Origin of the sequence: Veillonella sp. VA137 (assembly GCF_003992015.1) — a bacterium.
In the GTDB taxonomy this organism is placed as follows: Bacteria; Bacillota; Negativicutes; order Veillonellales; family Veillonellaceae; genus F0422.
Map to the genome: position 1 here is coordinate 50,545 of NZ_RQVK01000011.1, position 25,518 is coordinate 76,062.

Genomic DNA, 25,518 nt, shown 5'->3' on the forward strand with positions numbered 1-25,518 from the left:
AGGTCAAATTGGTACAGGCAAATTGTCCTTCGGTGCGAACCTTCCTGCGAAAGCTGGTGGTAAAAAAGTTGTTGAAAATGCTCTTGGATCTACTGTAAACATTGTTGGTACAGCTAATGTAACAGCAGATGACAACTACGATGGCAACAACGTAGTGACAACTGTTGAAAAAGGAACTGACGGCAATAGCACAGTAACAATCAAGTTGAATAAAGATTTAACATCTAAATCCTTAACAACGAATACTGTGACTGTAAAAGGTGAAGGCGGCAAAGACGGAAAACCTGGCACAGATGCAGTAGTGACTGTCGGTGAAAAAGGTGAACCAGGCGTAGCAGGTAAAGATGGTAAACCAGGTTCTGACGGTATTATCGGCGTCAACGGCAAAGACGGCTCTGCAGTTGTGATCAACGGCAAAGACGGATCTATCGGCTTGACTGGCCCTAAAGGTGAAAATGGTAATAGCGTAGTCATCAATGGTAAAGATGGTAAAATCGGTGCCAAAGGTGAAGACGGTAAATCTGTTGTCATCAACGGTAAAGACGGCACAATCGGCTTAACGGGCCCTAAAGGTGCTGACGGAAAACCAGGCAAATCCTTAGATATCGGTATGAAAGAAGGCTACAACGGTGCTGACGGAGCTGATGGTGTTCCAGGCGTTCGTGGTGAAAAAGGTGTTGACGGCAAAGACGGCATCACTCGTATCGTATACACAACGAAAGAAATTGACCCAGCGACGAATACTGAAAAAGTAGTAGAACGTCAAGTGGCTACTATGGACGACGGCTTACGTTTCGCTGGTAATAACTCTGACACTGTGAATAAACATCGCTTGAACACATTGGTGAATATCGTTGGTGAAGGTGTGACGAAGGAAGCGGCTAAAACATTTGCATCCGCTGAGGGTAATATCTTAGTAGAAGCAGATGGTAAAGATGCGTTGACACTTCGCTTGAACAAACATCTAAACTTAACGAATACTGGCTCCATGACAGTAGGTAATTCCGTGGTGAACAATGCAGGCTTGACTGTGAAAGACGGTGCTAACGAATCCAAAGTAGGTAGCACAGGCGCGACTTTCACAGACGGTACGAATACGACTGAAGTGACACCGACAGTAGCCCGTGTGAATGGTGTGAAAGATGCAAATGGCGCTGTCACTGGTGGTGTTGTGATTGGTAAACAATCTGCTACACCAAGCGCAGATGGCAAAACACCAACAGCTACAGATACTGCGGCAGAAGGCAACTTCATCACAGGTCTGGAAAACAAAGATTGGAGCGTAACAGAACCGAAATTTGTATCTGGCCGTGCAGCGACAGAAGATCAGTTGAAAACTGTATCTGATGCAGCGAAAGCAGTAGCGAATAACACAATCCAATTCGGTGCAGACAATGCGTCTAAAACAGATGTACAAGGCTTGAATAAAGCAGGTGGTATCGCTTTCAATATCACTGGTGGCGCAGATAAAACTAAATTATCTGATAACAACATCGGTGTGAATGCGAATGGTTCTACTGTGGAAGTGAAATTGGCGAAAGAATTGAAAGGCTTAACAAGCGCTGAATTTACGAACGCTGGTGGCAAAACAACAAAAGTAGAAGGTGGCAAGGTGACGACTGGTGACACGGTTCTTAGCGCAACAGGTTTAACTGTAGGTGATAAAGATGCCGGTACATTCGTGACTAAGACTGGTACGGTTGTAAAAGATGGCGATGTGACAACTTCCACGACAGCAGGTGAAACTGTATATCGTGATGGAGACAAAGCGACCACAGTTAACACATCTGGTATTACCATCGAAAATGGCGACAAAACCGTATCCTTAACTAATAATGGTTTAGATAATGGTGGAAACAAAATTGTGAACGTGGCCGAAGGTGTAAATGATACAGACGCTGTTAACGTAAAACAATTGCACGACGAAATTGGCAAAGCGAAAACAACTGTTTCTGTGAACGGTGAAGACAAAGATGTGAATAAAAATCTTTCCTTAACGGTTACAACAGGAACTGATGGTCATAATAACTACGACATTCGCTTAGCAGACAAAGTGACATTGGGTACGGATGCTACGAAACAAGTGACAATGGATGGCACAGCAGGTACCGTGACAGCGGGCACTGGTGACAACATTGTGAAAGTAGATGGTACTAATGCGACTGTGACAGCAGGTACTGGAACGAATACTGTGAAAGTAGATGGTGGTAAAGGTCAAGTGGTAGCCTCTGGCGTGACCGTAGGTAAACAATCTGTTACACCAAGTGCAGATGGTACAACACCGGCGGCTGATGCAACAGCAACAGAAGGTAACTTCATCACTGGTTTAGATAACAAAACTTGGGGTGTAACAAATCCAACATTTGTATCTGGTAGAGCAGCTACAGAAGACCAATTGAAATCTGCTACTACTGGTTTAGTCGACAAAGGTTTAGTCTTTGATGCAAACACTGGTGGAGCAAAAACAAATAAACTTGGCTCTACTGTGAAAATCCAAGGTACGGCGGAAATTCCAGCAGGTGCTACGTATGCAGACAAAAACTATGATGGCAAAAACGTATTAACATCCATTGAGCAAGATGCTAACGGTAATACAACGGTCACTGTGAAGTTGAACAAAGATTTAACATCTAAATCCTTAACAACTAATACAATCACTGTAAAAGGTGAAGACGGTAAAGACGGAAAACCTGGCACAGATGCAGTGGTAACAGTGGGCGAAAAAGGTGAACCAGGCGTTAACGGCAAAGATGGCAAACCAGGCTCTGACGGCGTTATCGGTGTGAACGGTAAAGACGGATCGGCAGTTGTGATCAACGGTAAGGACGGCTCTATCGGCTTGAACGGTAAAGATGGTAAAAATGGTCTTTCCATTAAAGGTGACAAAGGTGTTGTTGGTGTAGACGGCACAGATGGCGCTAATGGTAAAGATGGTATGACTCGTATCGTATATGAAACGAAACATCCAGATCCTAACAATGCTGGTAAAGACATTGTGGTGAAACATGAAGTAGCTACGATGGACGATGGCGTGAAATACGCTGGTGACGATGCACAAGATGCTGACAAATCCAAAGTCATCGCTAAGAAGTTGAATCAAACTGTAGATATTGTTGGTGGTGCAGCTAAGGACAACTTAACGGATAAAAACATTGGTGTGAACAATATGGATGGTAAGTTAAAAGTACAATTAGCTAGCGACTTAACAAGCATCAACTCCATTACGAATAAAGAAAACAACGGCAAAGTTGAGTTCAAAGATAAGGGAGTGACTACTTTCAGTGGTGGCAAAACTGACGACAAAGCTGTATCCATTGACGGTAAACAAGGATTTGTGACGGGCTTGCAAAACAAAGACTGGAATGTAGCAAACCCAACAGTTGTATCTGGACGTGCAGCGACGGAAGATCAATTGAAAGTGGTTAGTGACCGTTTAGCAGAGTCTCGTAAGTTCACAGGTGATAACAAAGATGTGACGGCTGTGGTTGGCCTTGGTGAAGTATTGAATATCAACGGTGGTGCAGATGCGGCTAAGTTGACTGACAATAATATCGGCGTTATTGCGAAAGAAGCTGTTAAAAATGCAGATGGAACAGTGAAAACACCGGCGTCCATGACAGTGAAGTTGGCGAAAAATGTTCACATGGGTGATGGTTCTACCGATTACACAGGCCTATTTAAACCTACTTTCATCGATAAAGATGGCAAGGTGAAACCTGTAATCGATGAGAAAACAGGTAAACCGGCAGAGTTTAATACGACTGTGAAACATGACGGATCAGGCAGTGAGTACACTGTATATCGTCCTGGCAAAGATGGTAAACCTGAACCAGCGATTACGACGAATGTGACACCATTGGGTGTGGTGATTGAATCCAACAATTCCAATGGTAAAGCGAACCCTCCTGTATCATTGACAGCAAATGGCCTAGATAACGGCGGTAATCGCATTCTAAATGTGGCGCCTGGTATCAACGGCACTGACGGTGTCAACGTAGATCAGTTGAAAGCGACAGCTAACAACGTTCTGAACCAAGCTACAGGTGAAGCTCATAAAGCTGGTGCGAGAGCAGCCGCTTTAGCAGCGTTGAAACCATTACAATATGATCCATTAGAACCGACACAAATCATGGCGGGCATTGGTAATTATCGTAGTGAAACAGCAGCGGCTGTAGGCCTTGCTCATTACACGCAAGAAGCGACTATGTTCCACGTAGGTGTTACATTAGGTCAACATCAAAATATGGTGAATGCTGGCGTGACTCATAAATTTGGCTGGAGCCCAGAAGAAAAAGCAATTCCTGAACGTTATAAAGCGGGCCCGATCTCCTCTGTATATGTAATGCAAGATGAAGTATCTGCATTGAAACAAGAGAACGAACGCACGAAAGTAGCGTACGAACAAGTACTGGCAGATAATGCAAGTATGAAAGCAGAAAACCAAGAAATGAAGGAATCTTACAACAAAATGGCTCAAGACAATGAAGAAATGAAAGCACAAATCAAAATGTTGATGCAGGCTATGGGAATGAAATAAGTCCTGAAGATGTAACTTCCTCAGAAGATGCAATAAGCCCCTACCCTTCCGGGTCGAAAGACTCGGAAGGGTAGGGGCTTTTGTGTTATTTATTGTTGTATTTGTGCTAATAAAATGATATAATGTTAGCACAAATAAAACTTTATAGGTAGGTAGTATATGGATTATAAAAAAATATTAGAAGAGAAGTTAAAACAAAGTGGAGGGATATTGCTGAGTGAAGAAGTGATATCCGAGAATATACCGAGTATTTATTTAACAAGAATGGTTGAGCAAGGCAGTCTACAGCGAGTGGATAGAGGGATTTATATGGTGGAAGGGGGACAGTACGATGGATATTATTTCTTTCAGAAGAGATATAAAGTAGCAATCTTTTCTTATCTATCAGCACTGTATCTACATCAATTGATGGATAGTATACCAAATAAATTAGAGGTGACCTTGTATCGTGGATATAATCCGCATCGAATGGATGAAAATATTATAAAGCACTATGTAACAAAAGAAGTACATGAACTTGGAATTGTTGATTGTAAAACGATGCATGGCAATACAGTGAGAGTATATGATTTAGAAAGAACGATTTGTGATTTAATAAAGAATAGAAAGGCTATAGATAGCGAGATATTTTCGAAAGTATTAAATCGTTATGTAAGTAGTTCAAATAAAGATTTAGCAAAACTTTATAAGTATGCTCAAAAAATGAAAATACTAGATAAAGTTTTAGGGGTTGTGGAGGTCCTTTATGAATAAGGATGAATCATAAATAAATTATTTAGAAAAATAATTAATAGTTAGATGTATTAGCTGTTGACAGTTTATTTGCATAGTGCTATAGTTGTGTTAGTAGATTGGCTGCAACGCTTAGGGCGTTGGTCACTAGGACACTGCTTTGGCAGTGTCCTTTTTATTTATGGAGATACTTATGGACTACGATAAACCGTTTCAAGATATTTCTCAACAAGTAGAAGTATTACAAAATAAAGGATTTATTATTTTAGATCCAGTATTAGCAGAAAATATATTAATGACAGTGTCATATTATGATCTTGTTAATGGATATAAAGAAGTATTCATAAAAAATAAGGTGTATATTAAAAATACCAGTATTGAAGATCTATTTGCATTTTGGTATTTAGATAAAAGGGTACAAGCACTTACTATAAAATATAGCTTAATCATTGAAACTATTTTTAAGCAAAAGTTATCATATGTGATTGCAAAGAATATAGGCGTTGATGAAAAGATATATTTAAATCCTAAATATTATAAGAAAAAAGCAGGAGGATTATTGTTCAACAATCTTAAAATAGATATTATGAGGTTATTGTCTGTTAAACATAGTAAAGCACCTACTAAATATTATATAAAATCTCATAATCATGTTCCGCCATGGATTCTATTAAAAAATGCATCATTTGGTATTTCGATTAATATGTTTAAATTTTTAAGTACCAAAGATAAAGCGGAAGTAGCAAATTTACTTATACAATCTGATGCGGTGTTAGTATATGAAAAAATTGAACTCATTATAAGTTTTTTAGAAGGGCTGAGAAAGTTTAGGAATTATGCAGCACATAATCTGAAATTTATTACATGTCAGCCTGGATTTAAATTGCCGGGTAAAACCATGTATAGGTTATATCCAAAGTATGTCATTAGAAAATATTCCGGGGATATTTCAAAAAAAGATAAGGGGAGTATCAATGGATTATATGGGTTGATACTTATGATGATCATCTTTACAGAGGGTACACCGCTAGCTCAAACTATAATTGAAGATTATTCTGCAGAGATATTGCTAGGAGGGAATATACAAGAAGGAATAGATATGAAAGATTTATTGAAAAAATATTGTAACTGCTTGCGTTTACCAGAAGATATGTTACGTCGATTTGAAATTATTAAATCTATATTTAGATAGAATGCAACAAGCCCCTACCCTTCCAGGTCGAAAGACTTGGAAGCGGTAGGGGGTTTTGTGTTGTGGTATTCGTATAGTATATCTAGTGGATGGTAATGTTTGGAATATAGTAAAAGGGACGCAGGTTGTACAGCGTCCCTTTTAGTATTGTTAAAATGAAAAATCTTGAATGGTTTCGATATCTACTAGCTCTACTTCTTTGCCGTGGAATTGGATGATCCGTTCATCTTGCAAACGACCTAGTTCACGGCTGAGGGCGGTGCGGCTCACGTTGAGGACGTCCGCCATTTCTTGTCGATTGTGTGGCAAGGTGAGGATATTCTTTTTTTGTACCCTGCGAATATCCATGAGATAAGCAAAGATTTTCTCGCGCATCCCTTTTAGGGATAGGTAGTGGACCTTGCGAGTCAGTTGCATCGCCTTTTCAGATAGATCATGCATGAGGTTGGTGAGCAATTGGATTTGACAGGATTGGCAGTCCGGAAATGCTTTGGTGAAAGTCTCAATCGGTAAAAATAAAACGATCGCATCTTTTGTAGCCTCAATGGTAGCTGGCCATAGGGGATGATTACTAAAGAGCAAAGCTTCCCCGAACATAGAGGACGGCTGTAGTTCAGTTACGATAGTTCGTTGTCCCAACATGTTCTCTCGTGTTAATAAGGCACGCCCTTCTAGCAAGATACCGATGCCTTCCATCGGATCCCCAGCAATGGCAATGAAAGAATTTTTTTTGAAACTTTGTACTTTCACATTTGCTTGAGACAAGAAAAGTGATAAATTTTCTGGTGCAATGTGTGCGCATAAGGGAGATTGTTGAATCGTATTCATGTATGTTTCTAACGTTGGATGTAATGTCGACATGGGACCTCCGATAACTAGAAAATTATAATGTGGTATAGGAATATAATGATAAGTGTGCTACAAGCATGTGATGATAGAGTGACAGAATACTAGAATGATAGCGTGATATAACTATATGTTCTATGACTGTGTATATGATGTATAGCAAAAGGGTCCAAAGGGACCCTTTTTGTATCGTACAAAGACAGTATATACTGCCATATAAATCGCGTTATATTGCAAACCTTAAATTAAAGAGTGTGCTTTACCGATTTCCTTGATTTGTTCTATGGTGAGCTTAGTATATTTGGCAATCATTTCTAAGGATAGTTTATCTTCTAACATGCCAAGAACTACTTCGGCTTTACCTTCATCTTTGCCTTCAGCTTTACCTTCGGCTCTACCTTTAGCTTCGCCCTCTGCCATGCCTTCTTTCCAACGGCGTCTTAATTCCATTTCGAGTGTCATATATTCCAACCTCCATTCTTTAGAATGTCGTACTTTATCAACGACTGAGTTCATTTCCGTTACTAAATCATCTGAAGATGTTTTGCCATCTACATAATCTAAAAGACATTGCAACGGTTTTGAAATATCGTCTTCCGTACCTTTAGTGCTCAAGAATAGTTTTGTAGTTCCATCGTTTAATTCTATATTGTGATTTTCTAAACAAATATTTTTGAAAGTATATTTATGAAGATTATCACTAAATAGTGGAAATGTACATATAAAAATGACATAGGTATCATTGAGCTCGGTGTAGTCCTGGCCTTTTTCAATGTTATGTAAATCGATGATACTTTGATAGTATCGGACTCGTTTTACTAATTCCTCCATATTTTTAGTGGTTTGCATTTCCACATTAAAGACAGTACCATCCACATCGTTGACATAGACATCGAGTCGGATACCTTTACTGTCTGGGTTCATATGCAGTGACTTTTCTTCTTCGAGATAGGTGATATCTTTAATCTGGATATCTAACAGCCGTTCTATTGTTGCCTTACAAATACGCTTATTTCGCATTACCTTCTGAAACATAAAGTTATCCTGAATGGTCAGTTCTTCAAATGGTTTGATATGCATAGAATCACCTCCGACTCTTATTCAAATTATACCATACATTTTAGATATATAACATTGCTCTTTCTCATATCTCCAAGATAAAAGCCCCTACGAATTCCAAGTCTTTCAATCTGGGAGGGGCGTATTTACTTACTCCATTTCTCAGAATGTTTTTAAAGTGTAGCCAAGGATACGTTTTTTCTGCTTTCAGTATACTATACTACATGTATAGATAACAAGACACTGCTAGATTGCCCTGGAGAGGGCTTTCACTATGAAAGGGATTGTCTAGTAAAATATCTAAAGTAATACAAAAAGTATGTTGTAGTATACATATTAAGGGCAAAGTTCCCAAGGAGGTTTATCATGAGTATGTTCTGTTTCCAATGTGAACAAACAGCGCAACCAAATGGTTGTACAGTACAAGGTGTATGTGGTAAAACAGCACCGGTTGCAAATTTACAAGACGAATTAACAGCGGCGTTGATCGGTTTAGCTCGTGCAATGCAAGCTACAGAAGTAACGTTAGAAAACGTACAATTGTTAAAACGTGGTTTATTCATGTGCGTAACAAACGTAAACTTCTCTGAAGATCGTGTACAAGAGTTCATCGATGTAATCAACAATGCGCACAACAAATTAGATGCGAACATTCCTAACTTTGATTGGGAAGAATTGTGGAAAGGTCATGAAGACATCGTATCCTTACGTTCCACATTGTTATTAGGTATGCGTGGTATGGCTGCGTACGCATGGCATGCAGCAGTATTGGGCTACAATGATCCAGAAGTTGATGCGTGGTTTGTAAAAGGCCTTGTTGAAATGGCAAAAGACCACAGCGCAGAAGAATGGTTAGGCTTATTGATGGAATTCGGTGGCATCAACCTTGCTTGCATGGCGTTGTTAGATAAAGCCAACACAACTACATACGGTACTCCAGTACCAACAACTGTACCTTTGACAGTAGAACCAGGTCCTTTCATCGTCGTAACAGGTCATGACTTACACGACCTTAAAATGTTATTGGAACAAACTGATGGTAAAGGCGTTAACATTTATACTCATGGTGAAATGCTTCCATGTCATGCATACCCTGAATTGAAAAAACATCCTCAATTGAAAGGTAACTTCGGTACTGCGTGGCAAAACCAACAAAAAGAATTTGATGGCGTTCCAGGTGCATTCTTGTTCACAACAAACTGCATTATGCCACCAAAACAAACATACATCAAAAACATTTTCACAACTGACATGGTTGGTTTCGATGGCTGCGGTCATGTGGAACACAACGAAGATGGCACAAAAGATTTCTCTGCAGTAATCGAACGCGCTATCGAATTAGGCGGTTACAAAGAACCACAACACTTCACAGGTATCAACGGTGGTACAGAAGTGACAACTGGTTTCGGTCATGGTACAGTACTTGGTGTAGCTGACAAAGTAATCGAAGCAGTAAAAGCTGGCGCAATTAAACACTTCTTCTTGGTAGGTGGTTGCGACGGTGCTAAAGTAGGACGTAACTACTACACTGATTTCGTAAAACAAACTCCAGAAGATACAATGGTATTGACTCTTGCTTGTGGTAAATATCGTTTCAACGACCTTAACATCGGTGAAATCGGTGGCTTACCTCGTATCTTAGATATGGGTCAATGTAATGATGCGTACTCTGCGATCCAAGTAGCAGTAGCATTAGCAGGCGCTTTTGAGTGTGACGTAAACGAATTACCATTGACATTAGTATTGTCTTGGTACGAACAAAAAGCGGTATGTATCCTATTAACATTATTGTCCTTAGGTATCCGCAACATCTATATCGGACCATCCTTGCCAAAATTCTTGTCCAACACAGTACTTGGCATCTTAGTTGAAAAATTCAACTTACATCCGATTACAACACCAGAAGAAGATTTGAAAGCAATCCTAGGCTAAGACGTCTCTTGTGACGCTATGGAGCCTTGTGGCGGTGTTAACTAAATAGGGTGAAGGGAAGAGCACGGTATACCTCCTCACAAACGGTATTTCATAATGTTTGTTCGGGGGCACACCGTGCTCTTCTTGTATTTGAGTGATTTAGGTAGTGAAGGGCGCCACAAAGGCTACTACTCGTAACGGCGTTCCTTAGGGGATTGGAAGAGCACGGCATACCCCCTCACAAACGGTATTTCATAATGTTTGTTCGGGGGCACACCGTGCTCTTCTTGTATTTGCGTGATTTAGGTAGTAAAGAGCGCCACAAAGACTGCTACTCGTAACGGCGTTCCTCGTGCGGATTCTTTTTTACGAGAAGGTCCCAAATATGGTATGATATAAGATACAGATAATACATAAGATATTCCTACATAGATAATAGGAGGTACCTACTTTGAGTAGTATTTTTGATATCATTGGACCGGTTATGATCGGTCCATCTAGTTCACATACAGCGGGGGCGGCGCGCTTGGGAAAGATGGCACTGTCCATGTTTCATGAACGCCCAGAGAGTGTGACTATGACATTATATGGTTCCTTTGCGAAGACCTACCGGGGTCATGGTACGAATCGTGCGTTGGTGGCAGGCTTACTCGGCATGGATGCAGATGATGCGCGCATCCGCGACTCCTTGGAAATTGCACAGCAGGAGAACTTTCAGTATACCTTCATCGAGTCTGAAGTGGATGCAGGTCATCCGAACACGGTGCGGTTCAATATGTATGGCAAAGACGGCAAGCATATGTCTGTGACAGGGTCATCTCTCGGTGGTGGCAGAGTGGCGGTGACCAATATTGACGGTATCGATGTAGAGATTACCGGAGAAGAGCATCAAATTATTGTGTTCCATACGGATCAACCAGGTGTCATTGCAGGGGTAACGCATATTTTAGGCTTAGCGGGTATCAATATTTCCAGCATGCGTGTATTCCGCAAACGAAAAGGGTCGGAAGCGGTGATGCTCATTTCCACGGATTCCGATGTAGATGCAGTGGCATTGCAACAGATTAAGGAAGTGGCGGGCATTTCCTCGGTGATGTATTTTGAACCATTGGAATAGAGGATACTATGAGTTATTTATACGATACTATTGAAGATATTGTACGCCTGGCAGATCGTGAAAGTATTTCCTTTTCCGAAGTGGTCTTGCGGGCAGAAATAGAAAGTACGGATGCTACGGAAGAGGACGTCCTAGATGAAATACGCCGTCGCATTCAGATTTTTAAAGAGTCTGTTCGTGACGGTATTGCAGATACAAGAACAAGTAAAAGCGGTATGTCTGGCGGACAAGCGAAACAATTAGACGAACGAAAGCCTATCTTTTTGAGCGACCTTACGTACCGTGCCTTGCGCTATGCTATTTCCGTGAATGAAGCGAATGCGAAGATGTTCCGCATCGTGGCATGTCCAACGGCGGGTGCCTGTGGTATTTTACCAGGGGTCATGCAAGCGGTTGGTGAAGTGTGCAACTGTGATGACCAAGCGTATATCAATGGATTTTTAGCGGCGGCTGGGGTCGGTAATGTGGTGACAAACCAAGCTTGCGTAGCAGGTGCTGTGGGCGGTTGCCAAGCCGAAGTAGGTACAGCAGCGGCGATGGCAGCAGCGTGTGCAGTGGCGATGATGGGCGGTACTACGGAAGAAGTGGTGACGGCTATGACTTTGTGCATGAAAAATGTACTGGGTTTGGTCTGCGACCCCGTGGCAGGTCTCGTAGAAGTACCTTGTGTAAAGCGGAATGGTATTTATGCAGTCCATGCGTTGGCAGCGGCAGAAATGGCAATGGCAGGCTTGCGCAGTCGTATTCCTGCTGATGAAGTGATTGGCGCTATGGATTCCATTGGACGAGCCTTACCGGAAGCACTTCGTGAAACGAGCGAAGGGGGCCTTGCAAGAACGAAAACAGGCATGGAGATTACCAATCGCTTGGCTCATCAGAAATAGAGAGGGAGTAGTATGGGGAGTTTAGCATACAGAGAAACGGCTGCCTACCACGGAGCTGTACGTATTTTGCAAACTTTACAAGAAGCACAACAGGAAGCGTATATTGTAGGGGGTGCGGTGCGAGATATCCAAATGGGACGCATTCCCCATGATTACGACATTGTTACCTCTGCTATGCCAGAGACGGTCATCAATGTATTGCGAACGGCTGGGTTTACTACAACGAATGTAGTAGGCGCCTCTTTTGGCGTTGTGGTCGTATCCTATGGTGAGCATTCCTATGAGGTGGCTACCTATCGCAGCGAACAATATGGCGATGACAGTCATCGCCCTGTGTCTGTGCAATATCCATCTACCTTTCTAGACGATGTGCGACGACGAGATTTTACGATCAATGGTTTGGCTCTTACTGAAAGTGGACAAATCCGAGATGAAGTCGGTGGCTTACAAGATATAGAACATCGCCGTTTATGCACGATTGGTTCTAGTCAAGAGCGCTTTCAAGAAGATGCGTTGCGCATGTTTCGGTTATGCCGATTTGCAGGACAGTTGGGATTTACCATCGACCCGAACACATGGGCAGGCATCGAGCCGAACCTGTATCGAGTGGAAGGTTTATCCCTAGAACGAGTGCGGGCGGAAATCGAAAAAATGTTGCTTAGCGACCATGTGGACCTTGCCTTGGATGCGTTGGTGGGCAGTCATTTAAACGACCAATATTGTCAACAAACCAGCGAGGGCCAGTCTCGACGGATTGCGATTTTACCGGAATTAACGCATTTAGTGGACTTGCCACAAGCCCCAGAACATCATATTCATGATGGGTGGCGCCATACTTTAGCAGTGGTGAAAGCAGTACCACAAAACTTAGTATTGCGTTGGGCTGCTTTGCTCCACGATGTGGGAAAAGGCGTGGAAGGCGTTCGAGGCTTTCACAATGGGCGGATTACGGATCGCAACCACGATACGGTAGGAGCCAATATGACACGAGATATATTGACTCGTTTGGGTTATGCCAAAGAGTTTGTAAACCTTGTGGTGTGGCTCGTAGAGCGACATATGCGCTTTCACTTTTACGTGGCCAATGCCTCTGCTGATTTGCGGAGATGGATACAAAAAGAAGCAAGAGATGGTGTATTTCGAGAAAACAAAGATCTGGTAATCGCCATGGAATATTTAAAGGTATTAGGCGTGGCAGATGTGATCGGCGGTGGCACGAAAGACCCAGAACCATCAGATAGGTATGGTAGTCGTATGGTGTCATTGGCACAGACCATGCCAGTACACACGAAGGATTTACATTATAATAAAGGGCTACCGAGTATGGTAACTCCTTATGTAAAAGAAGTGATGCAAACCTTGTTACAACGTGTACAAAATGGAGAAATTTTGAACACCCCAGAGGCGTTACAGGAGGCAGGGCTTTCCAAGTATCGTCGACTGAAAGAAAAGGAGTAGTGACCATGACAGTGCAACAAGCACGAAAACAATTAGATGAGTATGCTTTACGAGGATTTGCAATCATATTTGTGATTGCATCGCTCATTGTATTACGCTATGGGTATATACAAATTGTAGCGAATGATACGTATTCTAAACGATTTTCCAATCAGTTTATTACAGATAGAGTATTACAATCCCCACGAGGAACTATTTTTGATCGTTCTGGGAACCCCTTGGCATTGAGCGTAACAGTGAACTCGGTTAGTGCTGACCCAACGATGATGCGTGTAGTGGCTAAGAAATCCCCTGAAGAAGTGGCAGATGTATTAGCTCCTTATGTGCGTATTTCCAGAGAGGAAATTATTAAAAAATTAAATGAAGATACCGCCTTTGTGTGGATTGACCGCCTCTTAGATGTGCCGAACTCCAATGGTATAGAAGCAGCCATCAAGGAAGCAAAGTTCAATTTTATTACCTTACATAAAGAGAGCCGTCGCTATTATCCGAATGATACTTTATTAGCGCAGGTCCTTGGATTTGTGGGATTCAATGAAGATGGCAAAGCCGATGCAGAAGGTAAGGCAGGATTAGAGGCAGACTTAGATGATGTGATTCGCAGTAATGAGGTAAAAGTCAGCATTTATAACGATACAGCAGGTAGACCTGTCTTTGAGTCTGTACAGTCTCAATTTTTACCAGATCAAGAAAAATCTGTAAATCTCACCATTGATACTACGGTGCAGTTTATTGCAGAGCGTGCACTGGATAAAGCGATGGCAGATACAAAGGCTCGCAGTGCAGCCATGATTATTATGGACCCTAAAACAGGGGAAATCTTGGCAATGGCGAACAAAAATCGAGGCATGTCTACGGATGTGAATAAACTGAAATTTGAGGATTATCGGAACAATGCGGTGGTAAGTATTTATGAACCAGGGTCTACGTTCAAACCGATTATTGCCGCCTCCGCTCTGGCAGCTGGAAAATGGCAACTAGATACAGTGTACAATGATACGGGTACCATTCTAATCGATGGGCATACGATAAAAAACTGGGACGGTAAAGGCAGAGGTAAAGTTCGCTTACTAGATATTCTAAAATATTCCATTAATACGGGCATGGTGTACTTGGGTACGACTACCGGTGGAGATATTTTGACAGATTATGTCAAACGATTTGGGTTTGGTAAAGCCACAGGCATTGAACTGCCGGCTGAGGGAGATGGAATCCTATTTGATCCGAAGACAATGAGTAAATTAGATACTGCCACTATGTCTATCGGACAAGGGATTGCGGTAACACCATTGCAAATGGTACAAGCCTTTGGGGCCTTGGCAAATGGGGGCAAAATGATGAAACCTCATATTATTAAATCCATCGTGAACCCAGATGGATCTACTTTCAGAGAAGCACAAGATATAGAGCAAGGCCAACCTATCCCTGAAAGTATTGCCAAACAGATTACAGATATTTTGGAAAAAGAAGTTTCTGAAGGGGGCGGCCATAAAGCCTACGTAGAGGGCTACCAATTTGCCGGTAAAACAGGTACGGCACAAAAATTAGATGCCGAACATGGTGGTTACTTGAATGGCCGGTATATTGCATCCTTTATTGGATACGGCCCTGTAGAAGATGCTCACTTTGTTGCCTTAGTTGTGATTGATGACCCGCAAGGTACATACTATGGTAGTCAAATTGCAGCGCCAGTATTCCAAGATGTGATGTCACAATTAGTGCGGTACTATAAGCTTTCACCAACACGGAGCAAGCATAGCGACAAAGATACAGCGAAAGCGACTGCAAAGGTATTAACGGTACAGCGGAATCAAGATGGATCGATTATTGTGCCGAATTTTACAGGTCATGCCTATGGAGAAGTGCGCGATTGGGTGCATGAAGCGGGCTTGACCTTCAAGCCGAACGGCAGTGGTTACGCGATTTCACAGGATGAGCCAGTAGGCAGTACCTTGGAACAAGGAGAATCGGTGACAGTATATTTCAGCCGATAATAAAGGGAATCGGTGACGGTTTATTTCAGCCGATAACTAGGCGCACGCATCGGGAAATATAGACGTATGTCTGATGCAGTGACGTGTAGAACAGATGTGTAGTAACTAACTTGGAATGTGAGGACAGGATGATAGAATTATTAGGTAAACCGGTGGCACAAGCTCGCAAAGCGGTGCTACTGGAACATATGCAAGCCTTGGTGGACCAAGGTGTGACGATTACATTAGGGATTTTGCTAGTCGGTGACGATAGCGCTGCCAAAATGTATGCTACATTTATGGAGAAAGTGGCAAAAGGGGCGAACTTCGGCACAGAATTAGTGGAATTGCCAGCGACGGCTACCCAAGAAGAGGTAGAAGCAGTGATTCACAGATTTAATGCAGATGAACGTATCTATGGTGTGTTGCCGTTGATGCCGATGCCGAAACACATCGATAGCGAAGCGGTGATTGGCGCTTTGGATCCAGCGAAGGACATTGATGGATTGACGACGTACAACATTGGCTTGGTAAGTTCTGGCAAGGGCGGCTATGTGCCGTGTACGCCAAAAGCGTGCATGGCGATTATCGACCATTATGGCATTGAGCTGGCAGGTAAAAAAGTAGTTGTCCTAGGCCGTAGCCAAGTGGTGGGCAAACCAGTGGCGCTATTGGCGCTAGAACGGAATGCGACAGTGACGATCTGCCACTCTAGAACACAAGACTTAGAAGGTGAATTAGCCCAAGCTGATGTGGTCATAGCTGCCGTAGGCAAAGCGCACATGGTGCACGGGTCTATGTTGAAAGAGGGATGTGTCGTTATCGACGTAGGCATTAACGACCTAGAGGGACAGACCGTGGGCGATGTGGACTTCGCCTCTGCCAGTGAAGTGGCATCTGCCATCACGCCTGTGCCAGGTGGCGTAGGCTCTGTGACGACTACTATGATGTTAGAAGGATTATACGAGGCTTATTATGCACGAAATGGCCATCGCTGAGGGAATTGTAGATGTGGCGCTAGACACGCTGAAAGCGAATGAAGGGACCATCATCCATGCCATACAGGTACAGATAGGAGCTTTATCTGGAGTTGAACCAGAGGCGTTACACTTTTGCTTTGATGCGGTGACCCGAGGAACACCAGCAGAAGGGGCGAAATTAGAGATTGAAACGATCCCTATGAAAGGGCGTTGTTTAGATTGCCATCAAACATTTTCAATGGAACAGTATCGCCATGTATGTCCCCACTGTGAAAGCTTTGCGGTGGAAGAACTGCAAGGCCGAGAACTGCGGGTGGCATCTATCGATATGGATTAAAGGAGTACCATGGAAGTACAAGTAATGACAAATGTATTGGCTAAAAATGATGCCATTGCAGAAACACTACAACAACAATTTAAAGAGAAACGCATTTTAGTGATGAACTTATTAGGGTCGCCAGGGGCGGGGAAAACATCTTTGCTAGAGGCGACTTTACAAACCTTGTCCAAGGACTATCGCATTGCTGTCATCGAAGGCGATTTATTTACCGATAAAGATGCGGAGCGCATTCATGCCACAGGAGTACCAGTGATTCAAATTAACACCGTCGGTGGTTGCCATTTAGATGCGAATATGATTCTTGAGGCCATTGGTGAGCTAGATTTGGATGCGTTGGATCTCATCATTATTGAAAATGTGGGTAACTTAGTATGTCCCGCAGAATTTTTCATCGGTGAAGATATGAAAGTGACGGTCCTCTCCATTACCGAAGGGGAAGATAAACCACTGAAATATCCGTTGATTTTCAAAGAATCTTCGGCAGTTCTATTAAACAAAGTCGATTTATTACCCTATGTACCATTTAAGATGGATGAGGCTATTCGAGATATTAACTCCCTACAACCAGGTGTGCCTATCTTTCAAGTAAGCTGTACACAGGCAGAAGGGCTTTCCCCATGGATTACTTGGGTGAAAGAACAACTAGAGGAGCGACGTAACCATGAAAACTAATTGGAAAGTTACCCTAGCAGCTATGGCAGTAGTAGGCATGGTGGGAGTACAACCGCAGATTGTGCTAGGACAAGATACTAGTGAAAATACAATCAACAAACAGGTGGGGTCTGTTGTTACTGAACAAGATGGTAGTGCAAATGCCGTAAATAAGGCGACTGAATCGATTGCCAAGGAGAAAGATTCGGATGAAAAGAACGTAGCAACAGCAGATGCGGCGAAAGGGAAAACCGTATTAGAGACAAAGCACAATGGTACCACTGTGCAACGGAAGGTAACCGTAGGGACATCGACCTTTACTGTAACACCAGAACAGGTGGCAGAAGAGTTGGCGTTGCGTAAGTTCTTACAAGAGAAAAAAGCATCTTTTGTAGAAGGGGAAGAAGAAAACTTAGAACTAGTAGGTACTTCCTATACGGCGAATCGTATACCACAGCTCGTTATTACCGATGCATTTGTTAAAGAACTCGAAGCAGAGGCGAAAGCACGTATAGAAGCAAAACAACATGAACCTTGGGCATTTCCTGATGTGGATGTGATGAAAGAAAAGCTAGACGTTATCGGTAAAAAGAAAACCGTTACTATGCATGCTAGTGATACTGTAGGTGAGAATGATGTTGATGGGGTAGGTGATTCTGTAGAGACGGAGTCTGAAGATACTGCGGGAAATAAGCCAGAGACAAGTAAATCTGATGCAGCTAATGCGCCTAAATATAGTAAAGATAACAGCACAGGAGAGCATAAAACTTCTAGTATGACTGAGGGGACCGCAACAGATGGAAAGGCTTTAAAGCACATACATGATGCGAAACAGCCTAAAACTCTTGCATATCCTATCGACTTATTATGGACAGATAAATCGACTATCTTCTTACATGAAGATGTACATGTAGGCGCTACACGTGGGGAAGTGCTCTTTGCTTGGGGCGCACCACAGGCTATGTGGCGTGATAACAAAGATGGTTCATTGCTGTGGCTATATATAGGCGAACTTGGTAAAGAAAAAACTATAACAAAAAACAAAAAAAGTTCTATGCAAAAGGAGGAGTTTTCACAGTTGGTGGAGAACTCTTATACTAGTGACTCTTTAGCAGGTTCTAACAGTTCTGTGGGTTATGTGTGGCTTTCATTGAAAGATGGGAAAGTGACATATTTGGGAATGATTACGGGTCAAGACTGGCCTCGTTTTGCTATACCAGCCACTACATTAGAAACGTTTAAGCCTAATACAATGACAGAGTCAGATTTCTCTTTGATGGGTTACCGATTAGGTGACACATTTACCAATGATCCTAATCGATCTTGGGAAGAAAGAGGCAAGCTGTACGGTCAGGAATTTTTAGGGTATAAGGATGTAGTTATCGCATATAACAAGGAACACGAAATCACTCGTGTCATGATCAACTCATCGCTTGGTACGACGAAACGCGGCATTTCATTGGGAGATTCTAAATACTTACTGCTCTATCTCTACGGAGTGCCAGATTTTGAAGAACCTGCTAATCAGCATGATACTACTAAAGGTGTAGTCTATGGCTATCGCCATCCGGTGTTAGAACATACCTACCTATTGTTTACATTAGATGACAAATTTGTTAGAGAAATTATGTTGTCAACTCAAAAGAAAAGCGAACTTGTTTCGTCTATGAAGTCTATGGCGTTGTGATAACGTCATTTATGCAAAAGGAAGAGCACGGCATACCCCCTCACAAACGGTATTTCATAATGTTTGTTCGGGGGCACGCCGTGCTCTTCTTGTGTTTGTGTAAGCATGATGTAGCAACGCCATAAGGCTACTACGCAAAATGGCGTCGCTTGGGGGGGAGGGAAGAGCACAGTATACTCCTCACAAACGGTATTTCATAATGTTTGTTCGGAGCACGCCGTGCTCTTCTTGTGTTTGTGTGATTTGGTCAGTAAGGGAACGCCACAAGGCTACTACGCAAAATTGCGTCGCTTGGGGGGAGGGAAGAGCACGGCATACTCCTCACAAACGGTATTTCATAATGTTTGTTCGGAGCACGCCGTGCTCTTCTTGTGTTTGTGTAAGCATGATGTAGCAACGCCATAAGGCTACTACGCAAAATTGCGTCGCTTGGGAGAAGGAAAGACCGCAATACCCCCCCTCAGAAACGGCATTTCATGATGTTTCTTCGGAGGTATATTGCGGTCTTCTTACGTTTGGTATGTGCTAATCATAGCACTTTTGGATTTACTATATAAGTAATGAAAACGCCTAACGAATAAGGTCTGCTCACCTTAATACGTTAGGCACATTTTTATTTTAAACTTTCTTGAGATGAGCCTAACGCCGATCAAACGTTGATGGCTCTTCTTTTTGTATACTTAGTATACCATATTTTACAATGAAAAACTACTATATAAATGAATCTTGAATTTGCAACTTGAATTGGGGGGGAAGTTTCTAAAAAGTTATTTGACACAATGTGATTTGAATAGTATTATTTATCAGTGTTTCCTATGTAATTAATAGGTGAATAGAATGGATGGTAAGGGAGGCAAGTGGATGAATAGTAAGTCGATAGCCGCGATTGTGATGAGCGCTGTGCTGGCTACAGGGTATGGAACTGTACATGCAATAGGACAGGGGTCCTATGCTTCGTATGGGATACAGCTCGGGAGTGAGTACTCTGTCGGAGTAGGGGAATTTCAGATTTATGGTGATAATGCAGTAGTGGTGGGGACAGTATCTGCACAAGCGAATGATAAGGGTACATCTATTGGAGCGTATGCAGGAGCAAGTAGTGATGACGGGTCTACTAATCTTGGATATAATGCATTAGGTCGTGCTTTCAACACGATAGCATTGGGAAGATTGACTGTATTATATGGAAATCAATCGATGGGTATTGGGTATAAGACACGTGCTTCCTTTGGTGTTGAAAATGGTATGTCCATTGGTGAATCCTCAAGGGCGAAGGAGACTAATTCTGTTGCACTAGGGTCTCAAACAGTATCCAACCGTGATGAGGGTGTAGTTGGATACGATCCTTTGCATGTAGCTGTTGTAAAGAATCCAGAGAAAGGTAATTTACAGTTACCTACTGCGTTACAAGAGAAAATAGCCGCTAAAGAAATAGAATATAAAGCTTTGCAAGATGAATATGAAACTATTCGAGGGGACATATATAAATTATCTGAAAAAAGAGCAGCATTAATAGGTGAATTAACACGGGGTGAAGTGACAGATCAAGAGGAATTAAATGCTATAAGGACTCAATCGCAAGAAAAATATGATTTATTAAAGAAAAAAGGTGCAGAGCTATCGAATAAGAAAGCAGAAATGAATCAGATAGCGGGTACTTGGCGGTCTGGACAAGGCGCTATATCTATTGGCAATTCTGAAAAAGGGGATACAAGACAGCTCATAGGGTTAGGAGCGGGATCAGAAGATACTGATGGCATTAATGTGGCACAACTAAAATCGTTAGATTTGGCAGCGCATCGTGCATTGGATAGGACGATTGGACAGTTGCGGAATGAAGCGAGACAGGGAAATACGATGACGGCTGCTCTTGCTGCACTAAAACCAGTCGCTTATAAAGTAAATGAACCAACGCAAGTGTTAGCAGGGGTAGGACAATATGCAGGTCATAGTGGCTATGCCTTAGGGGTAGCTCATTATAGGAATGAACGAATGATGGTGAATGCAGGAGCAGCACTTTCAGAAAATCAATTGGTGTATAATGCGGGTGCTACTTTACGATTAGGCAAAAAAGGGACATCCTTAGCCGCGGATAGAACTCATCTATCAATAGACAGATTATTTGAAGCATTACAACGAGAGCAAACTAGAAACCAACATCAAAAACAAGTACTACGAGAGTTGGAACTAGAAAATCAACAGTTGCACCAAGATGTGGAGCAACTAAAACAGATGGCAAGACAATCAATATATGGTGAAAGATAGGATGAAGTGAGGTAAGTAATGAAAAGACATTGTGTGGTACCTTTGATACTAGCTAGTATTTTGGCAACAGGTTTAGGAAGTGTGCAAGCAGCAGGTATTAGTTCTTATGAAGCTGGTGGAGGTAATGCTTCTGGAGATAGTTCTGTAGCGATAGGGGCATCAGCATTGAGTGCTGACTATGGTTCTGTGTCCATAGGCGTTGGGGCATCTTCTGTAAAAGAGTATGGCGTAGCGATTGGTAAAGAGGCGCGAAGTGATAAAGCAGGTGCTATCAGTATGGGATATAAAGCACAGGCTATGGGTGAAAACACTTTGGCATTGGGGCGAGAGGCGCAAGCACGTGGAGAAAACGGCTCTATTAGTATAGGCGTTGAAGCGATTACTGGGGAAGGCAGTCATGGATCGGTAGCCATCGGTACCTCGGCTAAAACAGAGGCCGCGGATAGTGTGGCGCTAGGATCGTATACATTAGGGAATCGAAATAAAGGAGCTTTAGGATATGATCCGTCTGAAGAGTTTGTAGTAAAAGGTGCTAATGGGGCATTACAGATAAGCACTGCAAAACAAGGTACTACTGGCAATACTGAGGCAAGTACATGGCAATCTACAAGAGGTGCTGTATCTATTGGTAACTCGGAAACAGGAGATACAAGACAGCTGATAGGTCTAGCAGCGGGCTCTGAAGATACGGATGGTGTCAATGTAGCCCAATTAAAATCCTTGGAAACAGCTACATACAAAGCGATTGATGCAGCGGCTAAAGGATTGCGCGGTGAAATTCATCGAGGTAATGCAATGACAGCAGCCTTAGCAGCCCTAAAACCTATTCAATATAAAGTAGATGAACCAACACAAGTAATGGTAGGTATAGGTAAGCAGGAAGAAAAAATGGGTTATGCCCTAGGTGTGGCGCACTATACCAATGAAAGAACGATGTTTAATGCAGGGGCGGCTTTCTCAGAGGGTCAAATGATCTATAACTTGGGAGCTACACTTCGCTTTGGTAAGGGAGGTAAAGCTGCTGGTGCCTTTGGGGACAATGCATCTCTTTCTGTATTATCCGATGCATTACAAGAAGAACGACAACAAAATGATCGTCAAGAACAGGCTATTATTAATTTACAATCGGATAATCGACAACTACGAAATGATATAGAGATGTTGAAACAACTTGTTTTGGCTATGAAATAGCGTAGCGTTTTAGCTTAATATTGAGCAAAAGGAAGAGCACGACCCATTCCTACGCAAACTGATACAGTGGTTAGGTTTGCTTCGGAATATGTCGTGCTCTTCTTACGTTTGTATATGTAAGCAAAAAGAACGCCACGCTATTTCCTATCCCCAACGGCGTTCTGGGGAGGCGTACAAAATTTTCTGAAAAAGGTTAAAAAATTTTTTATAAAACACTTGCATTATAATATAGAGGTATGTTATTATATACAAGTAGTCAGGAACACCACTACAGAGTAGGAAAAAGTTCTTGACAAACTACATAAGAACATATATAATGATATATGTAAATGTGCTGGCGTAGCTCAATCGGTAGAGCAGCTGACTTGTAATCAGCAGGTTGTGGGTTCAATTCCTATCGCCAGCTCCATTTTTTTGGAGGGATTCCCGAGCGGCCAAAGGGAGCAGACTGTAAATCTGCCGTCTTCGACTTCGAAGGTTCGAATCCTTCTCCCTCCACCATTTTCATCGCGGGGTGGAGCAGTTGGTAGCTCGTCGGGCTCATAACCCGAAGGTCGCAGGTTCAAGTCCTGTCCCCGCAACCATGTTAATTCGTTAGTGATTGAATGTGCTGGTGTAGCTCAGTCGGCAGAGCGTATCCTTGGTAAGGATAAGGTCACCGGTTCAATCCCGGTCACTAGCTCCATATACTTGGCGGCATAGCTCAGTTGGCTAGAGCAATCGGTTCATACCCGGTGTGTCCGCGGTTCAAATCCGTGTGCCGCCACCAATAACCTCACTTTAGGTGAGGATTTTTTTAGGCCTAAAATATAGTTTATAAAAGGTGGGGATACTCTTACATGAGTATCCCCACCTTTTGTTATAGCAAATTCTATATATCAGTGAACAATATTTCGTTTATATTACGCTTGGCATAAATAAGTCTGCGGACTTCCATAGTATCGCCGATAACTACATAAAAAATAGAGAAGTTTCGCACATTGATTCTGTAGTATGGGTGCTCTCTTGTTTTCGATGAGCGAAAGGGTGCAAAGGAAAGAGGTGCTGTTAGCCTTTTTTCGATTGCAGTTTCTATATCATCTAGCAGTTGATGGGCAGCACTTGGATTTTGCAAGGTATTGGTGATATAGGACATAACTTCTATTAAATCTTTTTCAAAGATAGGAAGAAAAGTTAATTTATAAGTTGGTTTGTTCATCGATATAGCTCCTTGCTGCATTAAATACATCAGCTTTAGAAAGTCGATCAGTAGAACTTTTGGCTAATGTATCTGCTTCATCAAGTTTATCTTCTACATCCATGGTTAGAGAGGAATACTGCTCAATGCTCATTAGTACCATGGTACCATATCCATTTTTTGTGAGAAATACCGGTGAGTTTGAGTTAATCACAGTTTCTTCAATTTCAGGAAATTTATTCCGCAAGTCAGAGACTGGGCGAATATGAATCATAGTAAACACCCCCTTATTATCATAATTATATCTTTATTTTATCAGAATATTAGATAAAGATAAACTAGGGGATTAAGAATTATTTGGCTATCTTAGTTAGATATCCATTGAAATCCATAGTTTGAATTTGTATAATGAGAGTATAGAAAGGTGGTGCCTCTATGGTTAAAGCAATCGATGTGGCGAAATTTTTTATTGAGATCGTCGATACATTTACATTACCGTTTACAGAGAAAGACTTCGTTGGGACAAGAGATGAATCTAACCATTTAGTGCTACCACAGGAGTATGACTATGTCGAATAGCTAGAAAGTAGAGAAGAGGTACGTATGACAACATGGTTTAATGATTTAAAAGAATTAATTTGGCATCCTAAGAGTAAGGGCTTTGATCAAATTGCAGAGCATGGGACGGTAAAAAAAGGTTTACTTACCTATTTTGGTCTGGAAGTGGTATTTTGTTTATTGGTGGCTACCTTAGTACTGCCGTTGGTAGGCTTTTTCATGCCTGCCCATTATCGTGATATTGACGCATTAGGGTCGGCGATTATTATTGGCTTGGCCATCGTCTTTTTCCTATTTCAAGCGGTGGCTATTTTCTTTAACAGTGCAGTTTTCTATGGCTTGTACAAGTTGACAAAAGGTGAGGCGACTTGGACAGATGTGGTAAAAGGGTTTGTCTACGGCAAGATCATCACCGATGTATATGGTGTAGTATTAGGATTGCTCTTACTTCCTTTCTTTGGCTCAGGTATTTTTCTAGCACCATCGTACGGTATGGAGATTATCTTTTTATTAGTGGGTGCATTTTTTGCTGTCGCTATCTGGATTTTCTATATAAATCTATCCCTTATGGCTCGCATTATTAAGAGTACACTTATGAAAGCATTCCTATTATTGCTAGCAACTAGTGTGGTGCAGTTAATCCTAGAATATATGTTAAAATATTTATAAATTACATGCTTAGGTTAGGCTTTCACAGGAATTATCAAAAAGTGAAGTAGAAACACCTGTAATTCCTATAAAATAAGTAAACTGTATTTGTATTTCTCTATCTAATCATATATAATAAAGGTAATCAGTTTTTTTGTAATGAAGGAGGCTATTTTAACAATGGCAAAAGCAAAGTTCGAACGTAATAAACCACACGTTAACATTGGTACTATCGGTCACGTTGACCATGGTAAAACTACTTTAACAGCAGCAATCACTAAAGTTCTTGCTGAAAAAGGTCAAGCTGAC

The 25,518-nt window shown here is 42.0% G+C and carries 21 protein-coding genes and 5 tRNA genes (1 of these 26 only partly in view); 22 read left to right on the forward strand and 4 right to left on the reverse strand.

The window, feature by feature from the left end:
- The 3 genes from EO116_RS06355 to EO116_RS06365 all read left to right on the forward strand — a co-directional run.
- Nucleotides 1–4,537 carry the 3' end of a YadA-like family protein gene (locus EO116_RS06355; protein WP_127161119.1) on the forward strand. The gene continues 24,326 nt to the left of window position 1, outside the view, so 4,537 of the gene's 28,863 nt are visible here — the last part of the coding sequence; its start codon lies off the left edge, out of view; the stop codon is at nucleotides 4,535–4,537.
- Between the two features lie 159 nt (nucleotides 4,538–4,696).
- Nucleotides 4,697–5,290 (forward strand): type IV toxin-antitoxin system AbiEi family antitoxin domain-containing protein, encoded by a 594-nt coding sequence (locus tag EO116_RS06360; protein WP_127161120.1) that lies wholly within the window; start codon nucleotides 4,697–4,699, stop codon nucleotides 5,288–5,290.
- 172 nt (nucleotides 5,291–5,462) lie between these two features.
- The gene (locus tag EO116_RS06365; protein WP_164726091.1) at nucleotides 5,463–6,461 is read left to right on the forward strand and encodes an Abi family protein; all 999 of its coding nucleotides are present in this window, start codon (nucleotides 5,463–5,465) and stop codon (nucleotides 6,459–6,461) included.
- A gap of 150 nt (nucleotides 6,462–6,611) precedes the next feature.
- Here the strand turns inward: EO116_RS06365 and EO116_RS06370 are convergent, their stop codons facing one another.
- Nucleotides 6,612–7,322: a Crp/Fnr family transcriptional regulator gene (locus EO116_RS06370; RefSeq protein WP_127161122.1), complete on the reverse strand. Its 711-nt coding sequence runs from the start codon at nucleotides 7,320–7,322 to the stop codon at nucleotides 6,612–6,614.
- Nucleotides 7,323–7,547: 225 nt separating this feature from the next.
- Nucleotides 7,548–8,387 carry an Rpn family recombination-promoting nuclease/putative transposase gene (locus EO116_RS06375; protein ID WP_127161123.1) on the reverse strand — a complete coding sequence of 280 codons (840 nt, stop codon included), beginning with the start codon at nucleotides 8,385–8,387 and terminating at the stop codon, nucleotides 7,548–7,550.
- A 345-nt stretch (nucleotides 8,388–8,732) separates the two neighbouring features.
- Here EO116_RS06375 and hcp point away from each other — a divergent pair, with 345 nt between their 5' ends.
- The 16 genes from hcp to EO116_RS06455 all read left to right on the forward strand — a co-directional run bounded on the left by hcp (nucleotide 8,733) and on the right by EO116_RS06455 (nucleotide 23,595).
- Entirely contained in the window at nucleotides 8,733–10,298 is a 1,566-nt protein-coding gene (gene hcp / locus EO116_RS06380) for a hydroxylamine reductase (protein ID WP_127161124.1), read from the forward strand.
- 433 nt (nucleotides 10,299–10,731) lie between these two features.
- Nucleotides 10,732–11,397 carry an L-serine ammonia-lyase, iron-sulfur-dependent subunit beta gene (sdaAB, locus tag EO116_RS06385; protein ID WP_127161125.1) on the forward strand — a complete coding sequence of 222 codons (666 nt, stop codon included), beginning with the start codon at nucleotides 10,732–10,734 and terminating at the stop codon, nucleotides 11,395–11,397.
- A gap of 8 nt (nucleotides 11,398–11,405) precedes the next feature.
- Complete coding sequence (gene sdaAA / locus EO116_RS06390) at nucleotides 11,406–12,281, forward strand: L-serine ammonia-lyase, iron-sulfur-dependent, subunit alpha (protein ID WP_127161126.1); 876 nt, start codon at nucleotides 11,406–11,408, stop codon at nucleotides 12,279–12,281.
- 12 nt (nucleotides 12,282–12,293) lie between these two features.
- A complete protein-coding gene (locus tag EO116_RS06395) occupies nucleotides 12,294–13,739 on the forward strand; it encodes a CCA tRNA nucleotidyltransferase (RefSeq protein WP_127161127.1) in 1,446 nt (481 codons plus the stop codon).
- 5 nt (nucleotides 13,740–13,744) lie between these two features.
- Complete coding sequence (locus tag EO116_RS06400; protein WP_127161128.1) at nucleotides 13,745–15,733, forward strand: penicillin-binding transpeptidase domain-containing protein; 1,989 nt, start codon at nucleotides 13,745–13,747, stop codon at nucleotides 15,731–15,733.
- A gap of 128 nt (nucleotides 15,734–15,861) precedes the next feature.
- Nucleotides 15,862–16,710: a bifunctional 5,10-methylenetetrahydrofolate dehydrogenase/5,10-methenyltetrahydrofolate cyclohydrolase gene (locus EO116_RS06405; RefSeq protein ID WP_127161129.1), complete on the forward strand. Its 849-nt coding sequence runs from the start codon at nucleotides 15,862–15,864 to the stop codon at nucleotides 16,708–16,710.
- Entirely contained in the window at nucleotides 16,688–17,029 is a 342-nt protein-coding gene (hypA, locus tag EO116_RS06410) for a hydrogenase maturation nickel metallochaperone HypA (protein ID WP_127161130.1), read from the forward strand. Before EO116_RS06405 ends, hypA begins: the two co-directional genes overlap by 23 nt.
- Nucleotides 17,030–17,038: 9 nt before the next feature.
- Nucleotides 17,039–17,704 (forward strand): hydrogenase nickel incorporation protein HypB, encoded by a 666-nt coding sequence (gene hypB / locus EO116_RS06415; protein ID WP_127161131.1) that lies wholly within the window; start codon nucleotides 17,039–17,041, stop codon nucleotides 17,702–17,704.
- On the forward strand, nucleotides 17,694–19,370 hold the full coding sequence (locus EO116_RS06420) for a hypothetical protein (protein WP_127161132.1): 1,677 nt from the start codon (nucleotides 17,694–17,696) through the stop codon (nucleotides 19,368–19,370). Before hypB ends, EO116_RS06420 begins: the two co-directional genes overlap by 11 nt.
- 837 nt (nucleotides 19,371–20,207) lie before the next feature.
- Nucleotides 20,208–21,635, forward strand: a complete 1,428-nt coding sequence (locus EO116_RS06425) for a YadA-like family protein (RefSeq protein WP_127161133.1) — start codon at nucleotides 20,208–20,210, stop codon at nucleotides 21,633–21,635.
- 18 nt (nucleotides 21,636–21,653) lie between these two features.
- Nucleotides 21,654–22,826, forward strand: a complete 1,173-nt coding sequence (locus tag EO116_RS08740; RefSeq protein ID WP_127161134.1) for a YadA-like family protein — start codon at nucleotides 21,654–21,656, stop codon at nucleotides 22,824–22,826.
- A 333-nt stretch (nucleotides 22,827–23,159) separates the two neighbouring features.
- Nucleotides 23,160–23,235: transfer RNA gene (locus EO116_RS06435), tRNA-Thr, on the forward strand.
- Nucleotides 23,236–23,242: 7 nt separating this feature from the next.
- Nucleotides 23,243–23,327 (forward strand) — tRNA-Tyr (locus EO116_RS06440).
- 7 nt (nucleotides 23,328–23,334) lie between these two features.
- Nucleotides 23,335–23,410: transfer RNA gene (locus EO116_RS06445), tRNA-Met, on the forward strand.
- Nucleotides 23,411–23,435: 25 nt separating this feature from the next.
- Nucleotides 23,436–23,511, forward strand: a tRNA-Thr gene (locus EO116_RS06450).
- A gap of 7 nt (nucleotides 23,512–23,518) precedes the next feature.
- Nucleotides 23,519–23,595 (forward strand) — tRNA-Met (locus EO116_RS06455).
- 102 nt (nucleotides 23,596–23,697) lie between these two features.
- Here the strand turns inward: EO116_RS06455 and EO116_RS06460 are convergent.
- Complete coding sequence (locus EO116_RS06460) at nucleotides 23,698–24,024, reverse strand: type II toxin-antitoxin system RelE/ParE family toxin (RefSeq protein ID WP_127161135.1); 327 nt, start codon at nucleotides 24,022–24,024, stop codon at nucleotides 23,698–23,700.
- Nucleotides 24,005–24,277 carry a type II toxin-antitoxin system Phd/YefM family antitoxin gene (locus tag EO116_RS06465; protein WP_127161136.1) on the reverse strand — a complete coding sequence of 91 codons (273 nt, stop codon included), beginning with the start codon at nucleotides 24,275–24,277 and terminating at the stop codon, nucleotides 24,005–24,007. The genes EO116_RS06460 and EO116_RS06465 overlap by 20 nt, the downstream gene beginning before the upstream one ends.
- 161 nt (nucleotides 24,278–24,438) lie before the next feature.
- Here EO116_RS06465 and EO116_RS08480 point away from each other — a divergent pair, with 161 nt between their 5' ends.
- From EO116_RS08480 to EO116_RS06475, 3 genes are all read left to right on the forward strand, one after another.
- The gene (locus EO116_RS08480) at nucleotides 24,439–24,582 is read left to right on the forward strand and encodes a hypothetical protein (protein ID WP_164726092.1); all 144 of its coding nucleotides are present in this window, start codon (nucleotides 24,439–24,441) and stop codon (nucleotides 24,580–24,582) included.
- Nucleotides 24,583–24,606: 24 nt separating this feature from the next.
- Nucleotides 24,607–25,230 carry a hypothetical protein gene (locus tag EO116_RS06470; protein WP_127161137.1) on the forward strand — a complete coding sequence of 208 codons (624 nt, stop codon included), beginning with the start codon at nucleotides 24,607–24,609 and terminating at the stop codon, nucleotides 25,228–25,230.
- 159 nt (nucleotides 25,231–25,389) lie between these two features.
- Nucleotides 25,390–25,518 (forward strand): GTP-binding protein (locus EO116_RS06475; protein ID WP_240629125.1); only part of this gene is annotated, 129 nt, incomplete at its 3' end.